Here is a 22090-nt window from a genome sequence, read left to right as displayed (position 1 = left end):
CCATCGATCAGGAAAGGGAGTTGGAGAGTTGAGCGGCACTCAGGACCGCCCGCTCCGGGCGGACGCGGCCCGCAACCGGGCCAAGCTGCTGGACGCCGCCACCGAGGTGTTCACCACCCGGGGCGTCGGCGTCCCCACCGAGGAGATCGCCCGCGCCGCCGGCGTGGGGGTCGGCACGCTGTTCCGGCACTTCCCCACCAAGGAGGCACTGCTGGAGGCGGTGATGGTGCGCCGGCTGGAGATCATCGCGACCGGCGCAGCCCGGGCGGCGGCCGATTCCGAGCCCGCCGAGGCCCTGTTCGCCTGCTTCCGGCTGATCGCCGAACAGTCGGTGGGCAAGACCGCGTTCGCCGAGGCCCTCGCGGCCGCCGGCGTGGACGTCCACACCTCCCTGCGCGCCCCCTCGACGGCGATCCGCGACCTCCTCGCCGACCTCCTCCACCGCGCCCAACACGCCGGCACCGTCCGCCCCGAACTGACCCTCCCCGAACTCCTCGCCCTCCTCGTAGGCGCCAACGCCGCCCTGGAACACGCAGGCCCCACACCCACCGCCCGCGACCACATCCTCACCGTCCTCCTCACCGGCCTCCGCCCCCCGGAGCAGCGCGCATAGACCAGGGATGCAACCCGGCAACGGCGCAGGGGCGGATCAGGAAGTCGGATACGCCGAGTTCCCATTCCAGCCCACGCCCCCAAGGTGCACCCCCGCGCAGGTGCGGGCCCTGGGCACCCCCGACGACACTCGGCCGCACAGCACGGAACAGGAAGTCGGCCAGGCCGACTTCTCAATCCAGCCCGCCATTCACCCCGCGATCTATGCGCGTAGTTTGGCCGCCCGGACCCCTCGCAATGGAGTAGACGGTCGGGCGGCGGGCCGACCACGCACACCGACAGGCGGGCTAGCCCTTGGCTGGCAGTGGATTGGAAAGTCGGGCGAGCCGACTTTCCAATCCCACTCACCATTCGTCCGCCTATTCTATGCGCGTAGATCGGTGCACTGGAGGGGCGGGAATGGGCTGGCCACGCACGCCGGTGGGCGACGCCGGCCTTCGGCGGGCGGCGGAGTGGGAAGTCGGGCGGGCCGACTTTTAAATCCGGCCCGCCATTCGCCCATGCCACCTACGCGCACGCGTGAGTGGCGCTACCCCAGTAGGCGGCGGGGCAGAAGGTCGGCGGGCCCGACTTTTGAGTCCGGCCTGCCATTTCATCCCCCCTATCTATGCGCGTGGCGGCAGAGCGGGAAGTCGGGCGGGCCGACTTTTGAATCCAGCTCGCCGTTCGCGCGTGACATCTATGGCGTAAACGACACACAAAGCCAGGCGGGGCCCGGCCACGTGCGCCCGCGAGTGGCGCTACCCCGGTGGGCGGCGGAGCAGAAGGTCGGCGGGCCCGACTTTTGAATCCGGCCCGCCATTTCGCCGCCCATCTATGCGCGTAGATCGATGTGCGAGAGGGGCAGGGATGGGTCGGCAAGCACACCGGCGGGGTCGGCCCTGGGCGGGCGGCGGGGTGGGAAGTCGGGCGGGCCGACTTTTGAATCCAGCTCGCCGTTCGCGCGCGACATCTATGGCGTAAACGACACACAAAGCCAGTCGGGGCCCGACCGCATGCGCCCGCGAGCGGTGCGCGCCCAGTGGGCGGCGGAGCAGAAAGTCGGCGGGTCCGACTTTTGAGTCCGGCTCGCCGTTCGGGTGCGCTATCTATGCGCGTAGATTGGCGGGTGCGGGAGGGTGGTGGTGGCCCTTGGTGGGGGTGGAGTGGGGAGTCGGGCGGGGTGGCCGGGTTTTCAGGGGGTGGGGGTGGTGAAGTGGCGGGTGGCGTGGAGGGCCAGGTGGGCGGAGAGGGGGAGCATGATCAGGAGGGCGGCCCAGAAGGCGGCGTGGCCCCAGGGGGTGGCGAGGTCGTGGAAGAGGGGGGCCAGGACGGGGATGCGGAGGGCTTCCAGGGGGCCCAGGGGTGGGGGCCAGGCGCCGAGGGTGACCGTGCCGACGGCGGCGGCGGCCAGGAGGCGGCGGGCCGCGCGCGGGGTGGCGCAGGCCGCGAGGAGGGCGAGGAAGGCCAGGAGCAGCAGGTAGTCGGCCTGGTAACCGGCGCCGGTCTGGCCGGTGCCCCAGGACTCCGGGGTGAGGTGGCGGTCCCGGTCGACGACGGCGAGCCGGACCTCGACCGCCGCCCACAGCAGCAGGGTCAGCGCGAGCGTCCCGCCGAGGCCGAACAGCAGCCGGTCACGGAAGCCGGTCGTCCCGCCCGCGCGGGCGGCGCGGCGGCGGGCGGCGAGGCGGCGACGGTCGCCGGCCGCCCGTTCCGACGCCTCGTGGGCGGGCGTCAGCAGCCACCGCACCGAGCGCCCGTTGAGGACCAGCGCGAGCACGACCGCCCCCACCGCGCCGACGCCCGCCCAACTCCCCAACCCGCCCTCGAACATGACCACGCGGTCCACCACCGCCTGCGGCGGCTTCAGCACCGTCATCGGCGGTCCGAGCCGCAGGTAGCCGATGGTGAAGGAGGCGGCGACGGCCAGGAACAGCATCCGCCGCCCGACCCGGGCCGGGAACGTCGTCACCGCCACCGCCGCGACCAGCGCCGCGCCGAGCTGGCCGGCCGTCGCCCGCGCCGCCGACTCGCCGGCGGTCCGCAGCGGTCCGCCGAACGGTCCGCCGGGCAGCACCTGCGCTCCCGTTCCGAAGTCGACGGCGAACCGCCAGACCGTCCCCGACCAGAGCGTGATGGCGAGCGCGAGGAACAGCAGCACGGCCGCCACCGCACGCCGGGGCAGCGCGCTGCGTGCGCCTCCCCACCAGGCGCGCGCGTCCGCCTTCCACTCCCCCCGGTTGCGCCCGCGCCGCGCACCGCCCGCCCGCACGCTGCGCACCTGCAGCACGGCCGCCGCGGCGAGCACGCCCCGGCCGTCGGCCGTGGCCGGATCGGCGGCGAAGGCCCGGCGGCTGAGCTCCGACCAGTTCCGGCGGAACCGTTCCCGCCCACCGCCGCGCACCCGCGCCGCCACCGCGCCCACCGCCCCGCCGACGGCGGCGAGCGCCGCGTGGGCGGGCCCGGGCAGCCCGGCCAGCGGGCCCGGCAGCACCGAGAGCCGCCCGACGACGGCGCGCCGCTGCTGGTCCGGCTGGACGGTGAGCAGCAGCACCCAGCGCCGGGCGGCCTTGCGCTCGCTCGCGGTGAGCCGGCCGTCGCCGTTGCCGCCGCCCCGGCCGCCGAGGGTGCGGGCCTCGCGCTCGACTGCGGTCAGCGCGGCCGCCAGCCGGGTGAGCCCGAGCAGCCGGGCGCAGGCCCGCTCCGGGCAGGCGCCGTGCCCGCAGTCGAAGCGGGCGGCGAGCGCGGGCAGCCCGGCCGCGACCAGCTCGTCGACGAACGCCAACCCGTCTGGCTCTCCGGCCAGTTCGGCAAGTCCGGCGGCGTCCACCCGGCGGTCCCGGACGTGCGGGACCGCCTCCGGCGTGAACGCCGCGCCGAGCGCCAGCACGGCCCGGGAGGCCGCCGCCGACTTCTCGGCCGGGGTGCCGCGTTCGACGTCCTTGAGGTAGTGCAGGTCGAGGACGGTGTCCTTGACCTCGTCCCGCAGCCAGTCCCGCAGCCGCCGTGCCCCGCCGCTGACCAGCCACGCCGCCGCGTCCGCCGAGCGCCCGAGCATCGCCTCGGCGAGCGCGGCCGGTTGGTGGAAGTCCTGGCCGCGGAAGGCGAGCGGACGGTGCGCCGGCCCGCTCGGCGCGGGCTCGGACGGCGGCGGGTCGACCCGGCTGCGCACCACCTCCGGGCTGCCGCCGCCCAGCCACGCGCGGACCTGCTCGGCCGTCCAGCGGTCGGCCGGGTCCTTGGTGAACAGGCCCTGGAGCAGCAGCCGGCGGCGCTCGTCGGCGACCGCGGAGACGTCCACCTCGGCGTCCATCACCAGCCGGATCTGCAGCGCCTCGTCGCTGATCAGCCCGCCGTCCGCCCGCCGGTAGCGGCCGGCGCCGGTGAACACCTCGTGGAGGATGGTGCCGAGCGCCCACCACGGGCCGGCCGGGTGGTTGTGGCCGGCGAGCTGTTCCGGCGCCATGTAGGCGACGGTGACCTGCATGTCGGTGGAGAAGCGGCGGCTGGCGGTGAGTTTGGCGACGCCGCCGAAGTCGGCCACCACGAACTGGGCGGCGGAGCGGCCGCCCTTCCCGGCCGGGCGGACCAGGATGTTGGCGGGTTTGAAGTCGACCGGGTTGCGCGCGATGGTGGTCTGCCAGAACGCCAGCAGGTCGACCAGCTCGCGGATGATCCGCTCGCCCTCGCCGGGCCGGTCCAGGCGGCGCCGGTCGCGCAGCTCGGCGACGTGGTCGGCGAGGGTGACCGGGAGGTACTCCATCGCCATCCAGTCGCAGAGCGCGCCCGCGTGCTCGACTTGGCCGTGGCCGAAAATCTCGGGGACGTGCCGGCGGAAGGCCGGGTCGCCGGCGAGGTGGGCGAGCAGTTCGGTGTCGGCCCGCACGCCGGGGTTGCCGACCTTCACCGCCGCGTCGCCGCCGCCGTCTACGCGGCGGACGTGCCAGACGGTGCCCTCGCTGCCGGAGCCGACGGGGCTCAGCGGGCGGTAGCGGTCGGTGAGGGCGGTCGGGAACGCACCGGCCGGGTCGGTGGGCGCTCCGGCGGGCGGCGTGGCGGACTCGGCGGAGGCGGCGGAGTCGGTGGAGTCGGAGGAGTCGGCAGGGGCGGTGGGGCCGCCCGGCCGCTGGACGCGGGTGGCCGCACCGCGCTGCACCCGGGTGCGCGGGCCCGGGACCGCGCCGTCGGCGGCGGGGTCCGGGCGCTCACGCTGGACGCGGGTGCGCGGGCTCGCCGAGTCGGCGGCCCCGCCGTTCGGGCCGCCGGGGCCGCGCTGGACGCGGGTGCGCGGGCTCTCGGCAGGGGCGTTCCCGCGCCCCTGTCCTCGGTCCTGCCCGCGCCCCTGTCCTCGGCCCTGCTTGCGGGTGGGCGGGCTCGGCTCCGGCGGTGTGTCGGCCATCGCGCCGTTCTCCTCCTCGCGCCCCCGGCTCACCGGGGAGCGCCGAACTCGTCGATCTCGATCACCTGGGCGTCCACGTCCATCGCGAACCGCAGCCGCTGCCCCGGCCCGATCCGGGTCGGGCCGGTGATCCGGCGGCCGTCGACGAACGTGCCGTTGGTCGAGTCCAGGTCCTCGACGTGCAGCGCGCCGTCGATCCAGCGCAGCCGTGCGTGGTGCCGCGAGAGCTGGTCGAGGCCGGCCAGGCCGGGGACGGCGGCGCAGTCGGGCTCGTCGCGGCCGACGGCCAGTCCGCCGCCCCCGCGCCGGTGTTCGGCGCGGACGGGCAGCAGGACCCCGGCGATCACCAGCGCCAGCCGGACCTCCGGCGCCCGGGGCGGGCGCGCCGGACGGGCCGGACGCGCCGGGGCCGGGCGGGTCGCCGGCCCGGGACCGCCGACCGCAGCAGCCGGAGCAACCGCAGCAGCCGGAGCGGGCGGCACCGGCGGCTCCGGAGGCATGTCCTCGGCCGGGTCGTACCGCTCCAACTGCTGGAACATGTGCACCTGGCAGTACCCCCGGGTGCCGGAGGTCGGACACTCCCCCGGCGCGCCCACCGGGCAGCGGTAGATCACGGTCGCCACGAGGTCTCCCGAAGGGTCACGCCGCGCCGTACCAGGTCACGTTCGATCCGGCCCAGGTCCCCGGGGCGCGGCACCCCGATCACCCGGACCTCGCCCCCGCTCACCCGGACCTGGAGTTCGGGCCGCTCCGGCCGGTGCTCCAGGAAGGGCGCGTACCGCTCGCGGCCGAGCGCCGTACGGGTGGTGAGCCGCTGGTTGGCCGAACCGCGCCAGACCAGCCGGGTCGGCTGCCCGGCCCGGTAGCGGCCGGTGATCACCGCGTCCGCCCCGTCCAGGGCGGCGGCGGTGACCGGGTCGGCGGCCAGTTCCTCCGGTTCCCAGCCGGTGTACACCAGCAGGTCGGCCGTGGCGCCGGCCCGGCGGCGCTCCGCGTCGGCGGCGGCGAGCAGCGCGGCGAGGGCGGCGGGCTGCTCCAGCGGTTCGCCGCCGCTGACGGTGAGGCCGTCCAGGCCGTCGGCGAGCGCGGCGCGCCACAGCGCGGCGAACCGGTCGACGGTCAACTCCCTTCCCGCGGAACGGTCCCAGGTGTGCCGGGACATGCAGCCGGGGCAGGCCAGCGTGCACCCCTGGAACCAGACGCCGAGCCGCCGGCCGGGTCCGAGCGCGGTCACCGGCCGGGAGACCTGCGCGACCACGGCGACCGGGGCACCGGCGGACGCGGCACCGGCGGCGCCGTCGGCGCTCAGCCCGGCCACCGTTCGACCTCCAAGCGGTATCCCTCGCCGTCCTCGTCGCCCTCGACGGCCACCACCTCGATGCGCTCGCCGCGCCGGGGCGGGGTCCGGAAGACCTCCTTGGCGAGCGGGTTGACCAGTGCCGACTCGACGGCGGTCAGCACGCCGCGCCCTCCGTGGTCGAGCCGCCGGGTGGCCTCGACCCGCAGCACCTCCCAGGCGTCGTCGGAGAGGGCGAGCGCGGCGCCGTGGACCTCCTGGACGCGGGCCGCCACCGAGGCGATGGCCTTGTCGAGGATCTGCGGCACCCACTTCTCCTGCATGAAGTCCATCGGGATGAAGTTGTCACCGAAGCGGTTGCGCAGCTCGGGCCGTTTGATCTGCTCGTTGAAGAAGGCGTCGAAGGCGTCGCGCAGGCCCTGACGGACCAGCATCGGATCGTCGTGGCGGTTGAACTCCCGCTTGGTGGTGCGCGGCGCGGTCCCGCCGGTCCCACCCGAGCCGGCCGCCTCGGCCCCGCCACCCTCCCCGGTCCCGTCGTTCGCCGGGTCGTCCATCACCACGGCCTTCACACCGAGGTTGGAGGTGAAGATCAGCACGCACTCGGTGAAGTAGACGGTGGCGCCGCGCCCGTCGGTCAGCCGGCCGTCCTCCAGGATCTGCAGGAAGAGGTCGAACAGCCGCGGGTTCGCCTTGTCGATCTCGTCGAAGAGCAGCACGCTCATCGGGTTGGCCCGTACGGCGTTGGTCAGTTCGCCGCCGGCGTCGTGGCCGACGAAGCCCGGCGGGGCGCCGATCAGACGGTCCCGGGCGTGCTCCTCGGCGAACTCGCTCATGTCGAAGCGGATCGGCCGGGCGTCCTTGCCGAGGATCATCTCGGCGACGCCCTTGGCGAGTTCGGTCTTCCCGACGCCGGTCGGGCCGGACAGGAAGAGCGTGCCGCGCGGCCGGCTGGGCGAGCTGGACGCCTGGGCGCCGTTGAGCCCGGCCGCCGAGCGCATGAAGATCTCCAGGGTACGGCGGACGGCGTGCGGCTGGCCGATCACCTTGCCGTTGAGGAACTCCTCGCCCGCGGAGATGCGTTCGCGCAGTTCGGCGGTCGCCCACGGGTTGTCCAGCACACCGATCCGGTACAGCCGGGCGGCCTCGTCGAGCCGCTGCACGGGCAGGCCGCGGTCCAGGGCCATCCGGCCGATCGCCATGACCTCCGAACTGCCCATCCCGTGCGAGGAGTCGGCGAGCGCCTTGGCCGCCACCGCGGTCTCGGCCTCGCCGAGGGACGGTCCGCCGGTCACCGCCTGGTAGCGGGCGAGCCCGCCGACCACGTGCCGGGCCGCGGCCAGCCGCTGGTCGTGCGGCGGCTGCGGCACGTTGATCACCCGCAGGGCCCGGCTGCCGACCGCGAACTCCCTCGGCAGCTCCTCCTGCCGCTCCACCACCCAGAACACCGTGTTGTACGGCGTGACCGCGGTCGATCCCTGCACCGGCCGGGCGGTGTGGCCCAACTCCTCTGCGGCGGCGAAGAGTCGGGCGGCCTCGCCGGCGACGGGCGCCTGCGGCGAGCCGAGCCGGCCCGCGTACGGGACGACCAGCGCGATCGGCGGCCCGGGGTGCTGGACGACGCCGACCATCGCGTCGCGCAGGCGGTCCAGCATGTCCGGCTCGCCGTCGTCCTCATGCTCGCGCTCGCCCTCGTGCCCGCGCGAGCCGTTGCCACCGGAGCCGCTACCACCGGAGCCGCTGCCACCGGAGCCTTCCGGTCCCCCGCCGCGCCGCCACCGCTCGTCGCGCTCGACGAACTCCCGGATCACCTGGGGGATCTGCTCCGGTGTGGCGCTCAGCCGCAGCAGGGCGATGCGGTCGTTGACCTGGTCGACGAAGGCGATCGCGCCGTAACCGCGGGCCGCGCACATCGACTCGATCACCCCGCCGAGGCTGTACGGCGCGAGCGTCTCGCTGCTGCCGGCGGCGTGGTCGTCGGGCAGCAGGTACTGGTCGCGGACGTTGCCGGTGAGCAGCACCTGCGGGTAGACGGTGAGCGCCATGTCCAGTTCGCGGATCCAACTGGGCGTGGCGGGCCTCGGGTTGTCGTCGGACGGCTCGGGCGCGGCGTCCTTGCGCAGGTCCGCGCGGTCGGCGGACGGGGGCGGCGGCTCAGCGGTCACGGTGACGCTCCTGCGGCTTGGGGCGGACGCCGGTCGACTCGTTCCCGGCGCCGCCCGTCTTCCTGCGGCGGCGCGGCGGGGCGGCCTCGGACGGCGGCTGCGGCCACCACCCGCCCGGGACCAGACCGGCCGCCAGCGCGCCCGGCGGCATCGCGGACGTCCGCTCCAGCCGCACGCCCCGCTCCCGGACGCCGTCCTCGATGGCGGGCAACTGCTCGTCGCAGAACCACTGCTGGACGGCCTCGTCCTGCTCCTCGTCCTGCTCCCGGTCACCGCTGCCGGTGTCGTCGCGACGCACCACCGCCGTGGACAGGGTCGCCCGGTCCGGCGCCAGCACCAGCCGCAGCCCGTACCCGGGGGCGGGCGGCTCGCCGTCCGCCTCCCCCGCGCCGGCCCCCGCCTGCCCGGGATCCGGGTCGCCGAACGGGACCACCACCTCGCCCTCCTCGGCGAGCAGGTCCGCGAAGCCGTCGCCCACCTGGTAGTCCCGCGCGCGCAGCACCTCGGCGAGCGCCTCCGCCACCGGCGCCCGGTGGCGGTGCGCGTCCGCCCGGGCCACGGCCGCCTCCACGGCGGGCCGCAGGTACGCCGGGTCGTCGGCGGCGGCGAGGTCCGCGACCAGCCGGTCCCGGTCGGCCGGCTCCGCGTCCTGGGCCAGTTCGACCAGGGCGGCGCGCAGTTCGGCGCGCTCCTCCTCGCGGGCTCGGCGCCGCACCGAGTGCTGGACGAGGGCGGCGAGGTCGTTGAGCGTCGTCCGCACGTCGGAGACGGTGCCGGCCGCCTTCAGCGCGCGCACCAGGCCGGCGACGCGTTCGAGGTCGGCCGGGTCGCAGCGCGGCACGTCGCGGTCGAGGACGGTCTGCGCCTCGGCGAGGGCGCCGGCGCGGACCCGCTCGGTCCGCTCGGCCCGCTCGCGTCCGGCGGCCTCGGCGGCCTCGGCGGCCTGAGCGGCCCCGGCTGCCTGTGCTGCGGTGTTTCCGTCCGTGCGGACCGTACGCGGACGCTCCGGCTCGGCCACCGCCTCCGGCAGCACCGCCGACCAGACGTCCTGCACCGCCTCCGCCAGCTCCCGCGCCGCACGGGCGTTGGCCGCCCGCGCCCGTTCGATCGCCCGCGTCAGCTCGGCCTCGTCCGCCCCCGCCCCGACGGTGACCGTCTCCACGGTGACCCGGGCCGTCCGGTACGCGCGCCGCAGCTGCTTGGCCTCGCCGCGCAGCCCCTGGGCCTGTTCGCTCAGCTCACCGAGCCGGGCCCGCAGGTCCGCCCGCCGCTCCTCGGCCCGGCGGAGGTTCTCGGCGCGCTGGGCCTCGGCGGCCAGCCGGGCGCGCAACCGCCGGCGGCGCTCGGCCTCCTGGTCGACATAGGACCACCCGTATCCCGCGGAACTGCTCACCGGCCGCCTTCCGAGCGCGAGTCGTGACCTGCGGAGCGGACCGGGGGCACACCGACGGTCCGGACCCCCGCACGCGCCGCCGAGGCCGGTTGCGGGTCGTGAGTGACGACACGCGACAGTTGACCGCGCGCGACCCTGCACCGCCCCCGAGGTGCTGCTGAGGCATCATCATGCCGCAGATCCGGCCAGGCCGTCCCACCTTTGCGAATCCGAGATCACCACCCGCGCAGCGCCCAGACCCGCTACCCTGGCGCACGGCCGACGGGCGCGGATCGGGATCGGGCGGGGGTGGGGGCGATGGAGCCGGAGATCGTGCTGGCGACGCTGCGCGCGCACTGGGACGAGATCTGGGAGTCGATCGACGAACGCTCCCGGGCCGCGCTCGCGGAACTCGTCGCGGACACGACCGGCGATCCGACGCGCGTCGCGCGCAGGATCATCCGGCTGGTGCTCAGCGCCCTTCCGGACGGGCACCCGGTACGCGGGCTGTTCGGCGACTCCGTGCGCTTCACTCATGGCCACATCGGCATCGTGGTGCACGGCGACGGGGACTCCATGGGCACCATCCAGACCGGTGCCGCGGCCCTGCTCCGGTCCTCCTCGTCGAAGGCCGGCGCCACACCACCGAACCGCATCGCGCCCCAGGCCGGCGCCACCCCCCCGAACCACGCCGCAGCCCAGGCCGGCGCCACGCCCCCGGACCGCGCCACGCCCCCGGACGGCGCGCCCCCGGGCGACTCCGCACCCCCGCCCGACGCCGACGACTGGCTGCTCGCGGCGGACTCCGTCAGCGCCGCCGACTACCGGGCCGGCGGGCACGACCCCGGCGACCCCGACCTCATCCGGCTGACCGACCGCCAGGGCACCGTCCGCCTCCCGGCGTTCCAGTTCGACGGCGCCTCCGGCCGCCCGCTGCCGGTCGTCGTCGCCGTCAACCGCCTGCTCGACGCCGACGACGACCCGTGGGGCGTGGCCGACTGGTGGCTGGGCGCCAACGCCTGGCTGGAAGCCGTCCCCGCCCGTCTGCTGGGCACCACCGGCGAGCACGCGCTGCTCGCCGCCGCCCGCGCCGAGATCGCGGAGTGGTGACGGCATGCCCGACGTGAAGGTCCCCGCCGCGACCGTGCGCGCCACCCCGCACCGCGAGGTGCTGCCCGCCGGCACCGTCCTGCACCGGGTGCACTCCGCCGCCTACCCAGCCACCTCGTTCAACCCGTACCCGTCCGACACCCACTACGAGGGCGGCCGGTTCTGCTCCTACCAGGGCGACGGCACCCATCTGCCGTACCTGTACGCCGGGTTCTCGGAGCGGACGGCGGTGATGGAGACGCTGGTGCGCGGCGTCCCCTTCGACGAGCGCGGATGGCGACGGATCCGGCGCGCCTCGGTACGGGGCCGGGTGCTGTCGCGGATCGAGACCACCTGCGACATCCCGCTGGTCGGCCTGATGACGCTCGACCAGCTCGCGGCCGTCCACCAGGACGAGTGGCTGATCCACTCCACCCCCGAGGCCTACCCGCACACCCGCCGCTGGGCGGCCTGGATCCGCGGCCAGGCACCGTGGGCGCTCGGCCTGCGCTGGCCCTCCAAGCGGGACCTGGGGAGCAGCGCCTGCATCCTCTACGAGCGCGACGCCACCACTCCCCTGGTCAAGCCGCTCGGCACCGCCCCCGTCCCCCTGGACACCCCTGAGGGCGCCGAGCTGCTGAACCGCCTCCTCGCCCCGGCCCGCACCCGGATCGACCCACCCCGCCGCTGAGTCGTCGCCGCGTCGCTGAGCCGCACAGTCGGGCCGGACGCGCGTTCTCCACGCCGGTCCACACCGGTCCACGCCGCTCCACGCCGCTCCACGGCGCTCCGGTCGTGGCGGACGACGTGGTGTCGTGCGCGGCAACCCGACCGGCTCACCACGCACGACACCACAGGGGGATGCTCTGCGGCCTCACCCCCCTCCTGGTCGGGTCAGGGGCAGCTGACGAGAACGATGGAGAGGGCGGTGCAGGTGACGGCCGCGGTGTCGTTGGCCGGGTTGGGGTCGACGGGCGCGGAGGCGGTCCGCACGCCGGTGACGGTGACCGGGCCGAGGGTCAGCAGGCTCAGCGGGACGCGGAAGGTCTTGCTCACGCTCGCGCCGGCGGCGATCGGGCCGTAGGCACAGGTCACCGTGGTGGCCACGGAGGTGCATCCGGCGGCGAGCGCGGTGGCCGAGGTACCGGCCGGAAGTGTGGCGGTGAGGGTCGCCGATGCGAGGGCGCCGGGGCCGGTGTTGTGGGCGGTGAGGGTGTAGCGGAGGTAGGGCACCAGGATGCCCAGGTGCGGCTGGGCGGCGAGCGCGACGGCGATGTCCGCCGTCTGCGGCGCGGGCTCGAAGGCCATGCCGTAGGGGCCGGTGAACCCGGTGATCGTCGTGGTGACCGTGTTGGTGGCGGTGTCGATCACCGAAACCGTGTTGTCGGACTGGTTGGTGACGTAGACGGCCGTGTCGGACGGGTTGATCCTGGCCTGGGCCGGATTGTTGCCGACCGGGACGGTCGCGGTGACGGTGCTGGTCGCGGTGTCGACCACGGAGACGGTGGCACTGCCGGCGTCGGCGACATAGGCCCGGGTGCCGGCCGCGTTGAACGACACGCCGTTGGGAGCGGTCCCGACCGGGACGGTGGCGCTGACCGTGTTGGTCGCGGTGTCGATGACCGAGACCGTGGAGCCGCCGTTGTTCGTGACGTAGGCGAAGGCCCCGGTGGGACTGACGGCCACGCCCGAGGGGGCGCTGCCGACCGGAACGGTGGCGGTGACCGTGCTGGTCGCGGTGTCGATGACCGAGACCGTGCTCGTGTAGTTGTTCGTGACGTAGGCGGTGGTGCCCGACGGGTTCACCGCCACCCCGTTCGGTCCGCTTCCGACCGTGACGGTGGCGCTGACCGTGTTGGTCGCGGTGTCGATGACCGAGACCGTGTCCGTGCCGTTGTTCGTGACGTACGCGAGCGCTCCGGACGGGGTCAGCGCCACCGTGAGCGGGCTGCTGCCGACGGGGACGGTCGCGGTCACCGCGTTGGTCGCGGTGTCGAACACCGAGACGGTGTTGCCTCCGAAGTCGGTGACGTACGCCCGGGTGCCGGCGGGGGAGACCACCACGTTGGCGGGACCGCTGCCGACCGTGACGCCGGCGGTGACGGCGTTGGTGCTCGTGTCGATCACCGAGACGGTGTTGCCACCGAGGTTGGCCACGTAGGCGAGCGGGCCGGTCGCGGCGTGCGCGGGCGCGCCCAGCGCCACCAATCCCGAGAGGGCCAGGGCGCCACCCGTGGCGAAGGAGATCAGGCGGCGCCCCCGGGCGGAGAAGGGCCGGCGTGTGCGGGCAGGTGCAGAAGGCAAGGGACTTCCCCTCATCGGTCCGCACGCCGACGGCGGGTCCGGAGGACCCGGGGACCGGCGGCCGTACGGTCGCACGACTCCACCACTGGCGGCCGGCCGGGGACGGCGGAGCGCTTCCTCCGACCGACAGCAGCAGAGCCGTCGCCCTGCGGAGTCACCAGAATCATGGCGACTCCGCATCAGGAGTGGTGCAGAACGCCGGTAGTTGGCTGTATCCGATTCAAAGAGATGACGACAGGGAGTATTGACACCGCTTCGACACGTTCTTGCGCCGCCCGGCGTCACCCTGGACACGTACGCCCCGCCCGGACGGGGGCCGGGCGGGGCGGGATCGCGGGGGTGCGGCGCTACCGGGTCACGGGCAGAGGCGGCCCGGGCGGCACTCGGGGTCGGTCGGGTCGCCGCCGGGGCGGTAGTTGGACCACCAGATCGGGGTGCTGCCGGCGTAGATGACCAGGTTGCCGCTGTTCTGGACGGCGAGGTAGGCGCCCGGGTGGTACGGGGTGCGGCTGTTCCACACGGCGCGCATGGCGGCGTCGTACGCGACGAGGTTGCCGTCGGCCTGCATGTAGAGGTAGGTGCCGACCCCGTAGCTGCCGACGGCCGTCCAGATGGCGACGTTGTTCTTGTACAGCACCACGTGCCCGTCCCACTGCTGGTACAGCACGGTGCTGCCGTCCGGTGAGGACCAGCTCTCCCCGCGGTTGAGGCTCGCGGTGCCGTAGATGACGGTCTGGTTGGCGTCCGACACCGCGGCAGCGGCGGCGGCCGCGGGTGCGCTCGCGGCCGGGGCGCCGTCGGCGGCCTGGGCGGGACCGCCCAGCAGCCCGGCCGCCATCAGCACGGCACCGGCGGCGACACCGGCACGGGGGACGAGGGAACGCGCGATTCTCATGACGGGCACTCTCCTGAAGTCGCTGCTGGGTGGGACCCGGACACTGCCGCCGCTCCCGCTCGGGACCGCGTCGGCCCGGCCAGTCTCACCGCGCGCGAGCCGGCCGGGCAAAGCCCTTCGACCTCCCTCGAATCCGGGCGCCGCCGCCGTCAGTCCGCGTCCGTCTCCACCGGCTCGTCGGCCCGCTGGTCCTCGGTGCGGCCGAGGCGCCAGTAGCCCATGAAGCAGACCGCGCGCCGGTCGTACCCGCGCTCGCGGACCAGGTGACGGCGCAGTTCGCGGACGGCCGCCGCCTCGCCCGCGATCCACGCGTACGGCGCGCCGTCCGGCAGGTCGGCGGCGCGGACGGCGTCGGGGAGCGCGGGGGTGTCCGGTGCGCCCCGGTGCAGCCAGGTGATCTCGGTGGCGGGGCGGTCGGCGGGCAGGTAGGCGTGTTCCCGTGGCCCCTCGACCTCGGCGAACACCTTCACCGGGAGGCTCTCGGGCAGTTCGTCGAGGATCGCGGCGACGGCGGGCAGCGTGGACTCGTCGCCCGCGAGCAGCACCCAGTCCGCCCCGTCGGGCAGCCGGAACTCGACGCCGCCGGCGTCCTCGACCGCCGGCCCGCAGACGATCACCCGGTCGCCGGGCGCCGCAGTCCCGGCCCAGCGCGAGCCAGGACCGTGGTCGCCGTGGACGGCGATGTCGATGTCGACCTCGTCGGGGTCGTGGCGCTGCGCGCGGACGGTGTAGGTGCGCAGCACCGGCCGGATGGCGGGGTCCATGGCCCGCCAGCTCTGGTACCAGCCGAACTCCTCCTCGCCCTCGGGCATGAGGGGTTCGGTCTGTCCGGGGAGCGGCAGCAGGAGCTTGACCCGCTGGTCGAGGCCGCCGTTGACGAATCCGGCGAGGCCGGGGCCGCCGAGGGTGATCCGGGCCATGTGCGGGGTGACCCGGGTGGCCCGGACCACCTGGAGCGGGAAGAGCAGGAAGCGCGCGGGGGCGGTGGTGCTGGTCAGGGCCGTCTCCTCTCACCTGAATTTAGGTAAGGCTAACCTACTTTCACCCATATTCGCTCCCACCCGCCGCCCCGCCGCCGTATCGTCGGCCGGAGACACGATCGCGGCACCCGGAAGAAGAGGTGATGAGGGGATGTGGCCACGCGTCAACGGCCTGCGCTCGATGGAGCTGGGCACCCCGGGCCCGGTGAGGGCCGAGCTGAACGCCCTGGCGCTGGCCGGCCGGAAGACCGCCACCACCGGCCTGCTGGCCGAGTACGCCGAGGAGGCGGAGGGCCTGGAGTACCCCGGTGAACGGCTGGCGCTGCTCGACGACGACGGCGAGCTCGTCGGCGTCATCGAGATCACCGGCGTGGAGGTGAGGCCGTTCGCCGAGGTCACCTGGGAGCACGCCCGGGCGGAGGGCGAGGGTGACGCCTCCCTGGAGGAGTGGCGCACCGGCCACCGCGGCTACTGGGAGCGGCTGGGGACCCGGGTGGAGGACGGCACGCCCGTGGTCTGCCTGGCGTTCCGCCTCGTCGGAGCTTCCTGACCGCCGATGGAACCGGATCAGGCGCGCGATTGGTTCTGGGAGGTCCTGGAGACGACCCACCCTCAGCTGTCGGCCCTGGAGTCGTGGCTGGGGTCCCGGCCGCGGGAGGCCCTCGAAGCCTTCGCGCTCGCCTACGAGTCCGCGGCGGACGAGCTGGCCGACTTCTCGGAAGGCGTGAGCGTCGACGGGGACGTCTGGTCCGAGGACAGCACCGAGGACCTGTGCCTGTGGGTCGTCGGCCAGGGCCGCGGACTGTGGAGCGCGGTGGTCGCGGGGGACCTGGCGCTGGAGGAGGCCGCGCGACTGTATCCGGGCCGCACGCCGCCGCTCCCGGACCAGGCGGCACCGTGGGACGAGGTGGTGTCGGACCCGCGGCACCGGGGCTACCAGTCCCCCGCGGCCATCGTCCACGGCGTCTACCGCTCCCGCTTCGGCGAGGACCTCCACGAACGGCTCGACGACGCCTGAGGGTCTCGTTCACCGGAAGCGAGGTCCACTCGGCCGGTTCGGGTGGGAGACTCTGCGGAACGTGACGACCCAAGGAGTTCAAGGCATGGCAACAGGTGCTCCCGACGAACCGGCTCCGGCGGCGGCCGCCCGCGGGCAGCGGGTCCTCGACCTCGTGGACAAGGCCATCGGCCTCCAGACCCCGCTGGTGCGCAAGAACATCGCCCGCGCCCGGCAGCGGAACCCCGGGGCGACACCGGCGGAGGTGATCCGCACTCTGGAGCGGATGTACGTCAGCGCCTTGACCGGGACGGGCGCCGCGGTCGGCGGAACCGCGGCGGCGCCCGGCGTGGGCACCGGGGTCGCGCTGGCGCTGTCAGCCGGCGAGACCCTCTCCTCCCTTGAGCTGAGCGCCCTCTACGCGCTCTCGCTCGCCGAGGTCCACGGAGTCCCCATCGACGAACTCGAGCGCCGCCGGACGATCGTGATGGGCGTCATGCTCGGCGGGAGCGGCTCCGCCACCATCACCAAGGTCGCCGAGCGGACGGGGCAGCACTGGGGACGTCAGGTCGTCGCCAAGGTCCCGATCGAGACGTTGCGTCAGATCAACAAGATCCTCGGGAAGAACTTCGTCACGAAGTACGGGACCAAGCAGGGAATCATCGTGCTCGGCCGAGTGGCACCGTTCGGCATCGGCGCGGTGATCGGCGGTGGCGCCAACGCCGCCATCGCCACCCTGACCGTGCGGGCCGGCCGTCGCGCCTTCGGCCCGCCCCCGGAGTCATGGCCCTGGGAGACGCACAACGTCCCGTCGCCGTCACCGGAGCCGGCCACGGCGGCTGGGCCGGCCACGGCGGCTGAGCCGGACCCCACGGCACCCGACGGAGCTCCGACCGAGGCGGCCAGAGCCCGCATCGGGTCGGACTGATCGGCTGACCCGCCCCGCTGCGCCGCCGCGGAGACGGGGCGGGTCCGTTGTGGCCGTACTCCCGCGCGTGAGAACTGTTGTGTGGTCGGTGCGCCGAGATTCCGGATTGGCCGCGATAATCGAACGATGAGTGCCATCGACCGCCCGCTGCCGCCGCTGAACGCCGACGAGCGCACCACGCTCGAGAGTTGGCTCGACTTCCACCGCATCACCCTCGCCATGAAGTGCGAGGGCCTGGACGACGGGCAGGCCGCCATCGCGTCCGTGCCGCCGTCCGGCTTCACCGTGACCGGCCTCGTCCAGCACATGGCGGAGGTGGAGCGGAACTGGTTCCGCCGGGTGTTCGCCGGAGAACAGGTCCCGTCCATCTACGACCCGCAGGCCGACCCGTCCGCCCCCGACGGCGGCTTCCACCTGGCCGAGGACGCCACACTGCACGCCGCCCTCGCCACCTGGCAGGCGGAGATCGCGCGTTCCCGCGAGCTCTGCGCCGGCCGGGCCCTGACCGACACCGGCCGCTTCATGGAGCAGGACGTCAGCCTCCGCTGGATCTACGTCCACATGATCGAGGAGTACGCCCGCCACAACGGCCACGCCGACCTGGTCCGGGAACGCGTCGACGGGGCCACCGGCGTGTGACGGTTGCCGGAGTGGGAAGTCGGGCCCGCCGACTTCCCACTCCGGGCACAGCACTTGGTCAAGCGGCGGCGTGTTGGCCGTGGGTGAGGAGGGGGAGGGGCCGGCCGAGGGTGGCGAGGGCTTGTCGGGTGCGGGCGTGCTGGGCGGGGCTGAGGAGGGTGGGGAGGTCGCGGGGGTCGGCGAGGCGGGCGCCGAAGAGGTTGCTGCGGTGGCGGGGCGGGACGGTGATGCGGGCGGCGTCGTGGTCGGTGAGGGTGCCGCCGTCGAACACCAGGGTGAGGCGTTCGAGGTAGCGGTCGGCGGGGGTGAAGTCGACGGCGAGGAGGTGGGTCACCGGGCGGTGCAGGCCGGTCTGGGCGTGCAGGACGCGGGTGGCGGCGTGGTGCGGGGGCTCGTTGGTGCGGCAGGCGCCGCCGGGGAGGAGGTGGCCGTCGAGAAAGTCGGGGTCGACGAGGAGGACGCGGCCGTCGGTGGTGCGCAGGAGGACCTGGGTGCCGAGCCGGCAGACGGGCGGCTTGGCGAGCAGGCGGGGGTCGCGCAGGGGCAGGGTGCGCATGGTGGGGGCTACTTTCCGGTGGTGGTGCGGCTGAACCCGGTCATGAGGGAGGCGGCGAAGAACAGCCACCAGACCAGGCGGGAGGAGCGGGGGTCGGCGAGGGCCGCGGCGAGGTGGGCGACGAGGCCGGCGGCGGCGAAGATGCCGAGGGTGGTGAGGAGTTCAGTGGCCGTCGGCCGGTTGCTGCCGGGCTTGTTCATGGCGCAGCCCCTTCCGCAGGAGGTCGGTGATGCGCTCGATCTGGTCGGGGCGGGCGGCGCCGAGGCTGATGAGGTAGCAGCCGGTGCGGCGGCCGAAGTCCCAGTCGACTTCGAGGGAGGGCAGCTTGGCGCCGGCGAGGGTGAGGACGGCGGTCAGGTCCGCGGCCGCGTGGGCGGCCTCGCGCCGCTGGTCGGCGGTGGCGCGGTCGAGGATCGCGCCCATCAGGCGGCTCCCCGGCGCGGCTCGAAGGCCCGGTAGGCCGATTCGGCGGCGGTGAAGGAGGAGAACCCCGCGAGGAGGCCGGAGTTGTCGAGCAGCCACTCCCCCGAGGACTCGTTGCGCACCCGGTAGCACCGGGCCCCCGGGTCCCAGCGCACGCCGTAGCCGTGGAGCTTGGTGGGGGGCTGGATTCGGGCAGGTCTCATGGGAACCCTCCGCAGTCGGGTTTTCACGTTCTGTACCCATGGTGGCGCGGGAGGAGTTAGCATCGGAAGCGCCGAACGACTTGACCCCGCTTGCGGGGAACGTTGGGGGAACCACCATGAACAAGAAGGAACTTGACCCCAAGTCGAGCCCCTGGGCTCCCTTCGGAGTGCAGCTCCGCAGGTCACGCGAGGCGCGTGGACTCACGCAGGCCCAACTGGCGAGGCTGATCGGGTGCGACCCGTCCCATGTCTCGCTCGTCGAACTTTCCCACCGCCCGCCCAGCTTGAAGTTCGCCATGAAGGCGGACGAGGTGCTGGAGACCGGTGGCACGCTGACGCTGATGTACTGGCAGCACAGGCACACGGCGTTGGTCCCGGGCTTCCCCGAGTACGCCAACTACGAGGCGCGGGCGGCCGAGATCCGCATGTTCGAGATCGATGTCGTCCCAGGGCTGCTTCAGACCCTCCAATACGCGACCGCGCTAGAAGCCGGCCACGTCCGACAGGGTGGCGCAACCCAGGAGCAGGCGGATGAACGTGTCAGCTTCCTGCAGACGCGGCAGCAGTGCCTCGACCGCACTCCGCCGCCGCTCGTCCACGCCGTCCTCGACGAAAGCTGCATCCGGAGGCTCGTCGGAGGCCAGGATGTCATGGTCGCCCAACTCCTCCACCTTGAGGAACTGGCGCAGCGGCCGAACATCGTGATCCAGATCGCCCCGTTCAGCTTGGGCGAGAACCGACCCTTCATGCGCATGGTTTTCCTCCTTACCATGCCGGACCAGAAGGTGCTCGGATATTCCGAGAACGAACACCGTGGATTCCTGGATCGCGAGGCAGAAGCCGTCCTTCCGTTGGTCAGGGGCTACGATCGGCTCCAGATCGAGGCCATGAACCAGGCCGACTCCCTGGCGATGATTCGCTCTGCAAGGAGGGACCTTGAATGGATGTCAACCTGACTGAGGCCTGCTGGAGGAAGAGCTCCTACAGCGGTGGTGGCGGCGCCTGCATCGAGGTGGCCGACGGGCACCCCGGTCTCATGCCCGTCCGCGACTCCAAGGACCCCGACGGGCCCGCCCTCCTCTTCCCCTCCGCCTCCTGGCAGTCCTTCGTGACCGCCGTCCGCGCCGGCGAGTTCGACAACTGACACCCGCCGCTGGGAGTGGGAAGTCGAAGCCGTCGACTTCCCACTCCGAGCCAACGTCTTGAGAGGACCGGGCATGGAACTCAACCTGATCGGAAGCTCCTGGCGGAAGAGCTCCTACAGCGGCGGGCAGAACGGCTGCATCGAGGTGGCCGACGGGCACCCCGGTCTCATGCCCGTCCGCGACTCCAAGGACCCCGACGGGCCCGCCCTCCTCTTCCCCTCCGCCTCCTGGCAGTCCTTCGTGACCGCCGTCCGTGCCGGGGAGTTCGGCGCCCCGCTCGGTTTCAGCTCGTCTCCGACACCTGCATGACCAGGTCGGCTTCAACGAGCGGGGGCTCCTCGTCCGCCGGGGTCAGGGACCACGGACCGGAACCGCCGAGCACGCCCGCCACGAAGAAGTAGTCCTCCCCACCCACCAGGGCTGCCACGATCCGGCCGGCGCCGTTCCACGTCACGTCCTTCTCCCCCATCCGCCACACGCTCGGGTTCCGTTGCAGGTGGCCGTTGTGGGCGAACACGAACGTGCCGCCGCGCCGCGCCTCCACGTTCCGGATGGCGAGCAGGTTCTGGGCCATGATCTCGTCCCGGGTGCCGAGCAGCCCCGCCAACCGGTCGCTCGGCTCCATCGGGCGCGCCGCCTGCCGGTGGTAGCGCAGCAGCCCCGCCCCCGCCGTCAGATGTGTCCGCGCCGTCTCCCACGCCTCCCGCGACGTGGCCGCGATCAGCTCCGCCGCGCGGGCGTACAGCACTCCCAGCAGATCGTCCGCGACCGCCCGCAGCCGGTCCGCCTCCGCCGAGGCGCCCGGCGACATCGCCGCGTCCAGCACCGCCTCCTCCCGGCTCCACCGCTCGTCGTCCCCGACCAGCGCCGCCACGTCCAGGTCGGCCCCCAGGTAGTCACGGGCGTGTTCGAGGTACCGGCGCGGGCTCGGGGCCATCGTGTTCTCGGTCGGGGCGTCGAAGCCGTGGAACGCCAGGCGGTCCTCCGGAGACCGGTTCCGGTTGTACGCGCGCATCCACGCCACCAGCTCCCGGTTCGGCTCCTGCTCCCCCCAGCCATGGGAGAAGCCGTCGCGCATCACGTCCTCCAGCGACCCCGCCCCCTCCCGGACGAAGGCGTCGACGGCGAGTGCCGCCACCCGGTCCGTCTCCAGGACGATCGAGCGGAAGCCGCGCTCGACCAGCCGGCCGAACAGTTCGTTGCGGGCCCGCCCGAAGGCCGGCTCCTGGTGGGTCGGTTCGCCGAACGCCACCAGGCCGCACGACGAGGGCAGGAAGTCTCGGATGTCCTGTGTCATGAGTCTCAAGCGTATCTTTGAAAGACCGGTTGAGACTTTTTCGGTCCCAGCCCGAGGAATCTCTTATAAAGTCTCAAAGTGGTCAGCAACCCTGGCATCCCCGGCACGACGAAGAACCTGCGCCCGGCCGACCTCGCACGCGAGCACGGCCTCTCCGCGCAAGCCGTCCGCAACTACGAGCAGGACGGCTTCCTCCCGCCCGCCGAACGGACCCCCACCGGGTACCGGATCTACACCGAGCTGCACGCGGTGGCGCTCCGCACCTTCCTCGCACTCGTGCGAGCGTACGGGCACCGTACCGCCGGGGCGATCATGAACGCCGTCCACGACGACCGGACCGACGACGCCCTGACCGCCGTCCACCGCGGGCACGGCCAGCTGCTCCGCGACCGCGAGACCCTCAACGCCGTACGCGGAGCCGTCGACCACCTCACCACGGCGACCGTCCCCGGGGACCCCGCCGACCCGCTCCCCCGCACCATCGGCGAACTCGCCCACCGCCTCGGGCTCACCCCCGCCACCCTGCGCACCTGGGAGGCGGCCGGCATCCTGCGGCCCGTGCGCGACCCCGCCACCGGCTACCGCCTCTTCGCCGCGAGCGACGTCCGCGACGCCGACCTCGCCCACCTGCTGCGCCGCGGCGGCTACCGGCTGGCGGACATCGCGGCGGTCGTCGAGCAGATCCGCACCGCCGGCGGCACGAGCGCGCTCGCCGCCGCCCTCGCGGGGTGGCAGCAGCGGCTCACGGACCGGGGGCTGGCGATGCTGCACGCGGCGGCGCAACTCCACAACTACCTTGCGCAGTAACGG

General features: G+C 73.9%; 24 protein-coding genes. 11 read left to right on the top strand and 13 right to left on the bottom strand.

The window, feature by feature from the left end; all coding sequences use genetic code 11:
* The first annotated feature begins 28 nt into the window (after positions 1 to 28).
* The gene (locus ABTX81_RS19515; protein ID WP_350547199.1) at positions 29 to 613 is read left to right on the top strand and encodes a TetR/AcrR family transcriptional regulator; all 585 of its coding nucleotides are present in this window, start codon (positions 29 to 31) and stop codon (positions 611 to 613) included.
* Between the two features lie 1173 nt (positions 614 to 1786).
* Here the strand turns inward: ABTX81_RS19515 and ABTX81_RS19510 are convergent.
* The 5 genes from ABTX81_RS19510 to ABTX81_RS19490 are packed head-to-tail and all read right to left on the bottom strand — an operon-like array spanning position 1787 to position 9845.
* Positions 1787 to 4990 (bottom strand): protein kinase domain-containing protein, encoded by a 3204-nt coding sequence (locus ABTX81_RS19510; RefSeq protein ID WP_350547196.1) that lies wholly within the window; start codon positions 4988 to 4990, stop codon positions 1787 to 1789.
* Positions 4991 to 5019: 29 nt separating this feature from the next.
* Entirely contained in the window at positions 5020 to 5613 is a 594-nt protein-coding gene (locus ABTX81_RS19505) for an FHA domain-containing protein (protein WP_350547193.1), read from the bottom strand.
* Positions 5601 to 6308, bottom strand: coding sequence for a 4Fe-4S cluster-binding domain-containing protein (locus ABTX81_RS19500; protein WP_350547190.1), 708 nt, complete (start codon positions 6306 to 6308; stop codon positions 5601 to 5603). Before ABTX81_RS19500 ends, ABTX81_RS19505 begins: the two co-directional genes overlap by 13 nt.
* Positions 6296 to 8452 (bottom strand): AAA family ATPase, encoded by a 2157-nt coding sequence (locus ABTX81_RS19495; protein ID WP_350547187.1) that lies wholly within the window; start codon positions 8450 to 8452, stop codon positions 6296 to 6298. Before ABTX81_RS19495 ends, ABTX81_RS19500 begins: the two co-directional genes overlap by 13 nt.
* Positions 8442 to 9845, bottom strand: coding sequence for a hypothetical protein (locus tag ABTX81_RS19490; protein WP_350547184.1), 1404 nt, complete (start codon positions 9843 to 9845; stop codon positions 8442 to 8444). The genes ABTX81_RS19495 and ABTX81_RS19490 overlap by 11 nt, the downstream gene beginning before the upstream one ends.
* Positions 9846 to 10142: 297 nt before the next feature.
* On the opposite strand from ABTX81_RS19490, the gene ABTX81_RS19485 reads away from it, so the two are divergent.
* Together ABTX81_RS19485 and ABTX81_RS19480 are read left to right on the top strand one after the other, a co-directional pair.
* Positions 10143 to 10934, top strand: coding sequence for a hypothetical protein (locus tag ABTX81_RS19485; protein WP_350547181.1), 792 nt, complete (start codon positions 10143 to 10145; stop codon positions 10932 to 10934).
* A gap of 4 nt (positions 10935 to 10938) precedes the next feature.
* Complete coding sequence (locus tag ABTX81_RS19480; protein ID WP_350547178.1) at positions 10939 to 11604, top strand: RES family NAD+ phosphorylase; 666 nt, start codon at positions 10939 to 10941, stop codon at positions 11602 to 11604.
* A gap of 203 nt (positions 11605 to 11807) precedes the next feature.
* Here the strand turns inward: ABTX81_RS19480 and ABTX81_RS19475 are convergent, their stop codons facing one another.
* From ABTX81_RS19475 to ABTX81_RS19465, 3 genes are all read right to left on the bottom strand, one after another.
* Entirely contained in the window at positions 11808 to 13217 is a 1410-nt protein-coding gene (locus ABTX81_RS19475) for a YVTN family beta-propeller repeat protein (protein WP_350547175.1), read from the bottom strand.
* A gap of 355 nt (positions 13218 to 13572) precedes the next feature.
* Positions 13573 to 14112, bottom strand: a complete 540-nt coding sequence (locus ABTX81_RS19470) for a hypothetical protein (RefSeq protein ID WP_350547172.1) — start codon at positions 14110 to 14112, stop codon at positions 13573 to 13575.
* Positions 14113 to 14261: 149 nt separating this feature from the next.
* A complete protein-coding gene (locus tag ABTX81_RS19465; RefSeq protein WP_350547169.1) occupies positions 14262 to 15062 on the bottom strand; it encodes a siderophore-interacting protein in 801 nt (266 codons plus the stop codon).
* A gap of 181 nt (positions 15063 to 15243) precedes the next feature.
* Between ABTX81_RS19465 and ABTX81_RS19460 the strand changes: the two genes are divergently transcribed.
* The 4 genes from ABTX81_RS19460 (at position 15244) to ABTX81_RS19445 (ending at position 17656) form a co-directional block, all read left to right on the top strand.
* Entirely contained in the window at positions 15244 to 15642 is a 399-nt protein-coding gene (locus ABTX81_RS19460; protein ID WP_350547166.1) for an ASCH domain-containing protein, read from the top strand.
* A gap of 6 nt (positions 15643 to 15648) precedes the next feature.
* Positions 15649 to 16110 (top strand): hypothetical protein, encoded by a 462-nt coding sequence (locus ABTX81_RS19455; RefSeq protein ID WP_350547163.1) that lies wholly within the window; start codon positions 15649 to 15651, stop codon positions 16108 to 16110.
* Between the two features lie 85 nt (positions 16111 to 16195).
* Entirely contained in the window at positions 16196 to 17017 is an 822-nt protein-coding gene (locus tag ABTX81_RS19450; protein ID WP_350547160.1) for a hypothetical protein, read from the top strand.
* A gap of 126 nt (positions 17018 to 17143) precedes the next feature.
* Positions 17144 to 17656, top strand: coding sequence for a DinB family protein (locus tag ABTX81_RS19445; protein ID WP_350547157.1), 513 nt, complete (start codon positions 17144 to 17146; stop codon positions 17654 to 17656).
* Between the two features lie 58 nt (positions 17657 to 17714).
* On the opposite strand, the gene ABTX81_RS19440 is transcribed toward ABTX81_RS19445, so the two are convergent.
* From ABTX81_RS19440 to ABTX81_RS19425, 4 genes are read right to left on the bottom strand one after another with little or no spacing between them, the layout of a single operon-like run.
* On the bottom strand, positions 17715 to 18212 hold the full coding sequence (locus ABTX81_RS19440) for an NUDIX hydrolase (RefSeq protein WP_350547154.1): 498 nt from the start codon (positions 18210 to 18212) through the stop codon (positions 17715 to 17717).
* An 8-nt stretch (positions 18213 to 18220) separates the two neighbouring features.
* Complete coding sequence (locus ABTX81_RS19435; RefSeq protein ID WP_350547151.1) at positions 18221 to 18412, bottom strand: hypothetical protein; 192 nt, start codon at positions 18410 to 18412, stop codon at positions 18221 to 18223.
* Positions 18375 to 18635, bottom strand: a complete 261-nt coding sequence (locus ABTX81_RS19430; RefSeq protein ID WP_350547148.1) for a hypothetical protein — start codon at positions 18633 to 18635, stop codon at positions 18375 to 18377. The genes ABTX81_RS19435 and ABTX81_RS19430 overlap by 38 nt, the downstream gene beginning before the upstream one ends.
* A complete protein-coding gene (locus ABTX81_RS19425; protein WP_350547145.1) occupies positions 18635 to 18838 on the bottom strand; it encodes a hypothetical protein in 204 nt (67 codons plus the stop codon). Before ABTX81_RS19425 ends, ABTX81_RS19430 begins: the two co-directional genes overlap by 1 nt.
* A gap of 116 nt (positions 18839 to 18954) precedes the next feature.
* Between ABTX81_RS19425 and ABTX81_RS19420 the strand changes: the two genes are divergently transcribed.
* From ABTX81_RS19420 to ABTX81_RS19410, 3 genes are all read left to right on the top strand, one after another.
* Complete coding sequence (locus ABTX81_RS19420; protein ID WP_350547142.1) at positions 18955 to 19794, top strand: helix-turn-helix domain-containing protein; 840 nt, start codon at positions 18955 to 18957, stop codon at positions 19792 to 19794.
* Positions 19779 to 19982 carry a DUF397 domain-containing protein gene (locus tag ABTX81_RS19415; RefSeq protein ID WP_350547140.1) on the top strand — a complete coding sequence of 68 codons (204 nt, stop codon included), beginning with the start codon at positions 19779 to 19781 and terminating at the stop codon, positions 19980 to 19982. The genes ABTX81_RS19420 and ABTX81_RS19415 overlap by 16 nt, the downstream gene beginning before the upstream one ends.
* Positions 19983 to 20055: 73 nt before the next feature.
* Complete coding sequence (locus tag ABTX81_RS19410) at positions 20056 to 20292, top strand: DUF397 domain-containing protein (RefSeq protein WP_350547139.1); 237 nt, start codon at positions 20056 to 20058, stop codon at positions 20290 to 20292.
* Here ABTX81_RS19410 and ABTX81_RS19405 read toward each other — a convergent pair.
* On the bottom strand, positions 20267 to 21280 hold the full coding sequence (locus ABTX81_RS19405) for an erythromycin esterase family protein (RefSeq protein ID WP_350547137.1): 1014 nt from the start codon (positions 21278 to 21280) through the stop codon (positions 20267 to 20269). The two genes, ABTX81_RS19410 and ABTX81_RS19405, sit on opposite strands and share 26 nt — an antisense overlap.
* 78 nt (positions 21281 to 21358) lie before the next feature.
* Here ABTX81_RS19405 and ABTX81_RS19400 point away from each other — a divergent pair, with 78 nt between their 5' ends.
* On the top strand, positions 21359 to 22087 hold the full coding sequence (locus ABTX81_RS19400; protein ID WP_350547134.1) for a TioE family transcriptional regulator: 729 nt from the start codon (positions 21359 to 21361) through the stop codon (positions 22085 to 22087).
* The last annotated feature ends 3 nt before the right edge of the window (positions 22088 to 22090 follow it).

This window comes from Kitasatospora sp. NPDC097605, assembly GCF_040302725.1.
Classification (GTDB): domain Bacteria; phylum Actinomycetota; class Actinomycetes; order Streptomycetales; family Streptomycetaceae; genus Kitasatospora.
Note: the sequence above shows the minus strand (reverse complement) of the source record. Positions and strands in the feature narration are given on the sequence as shown.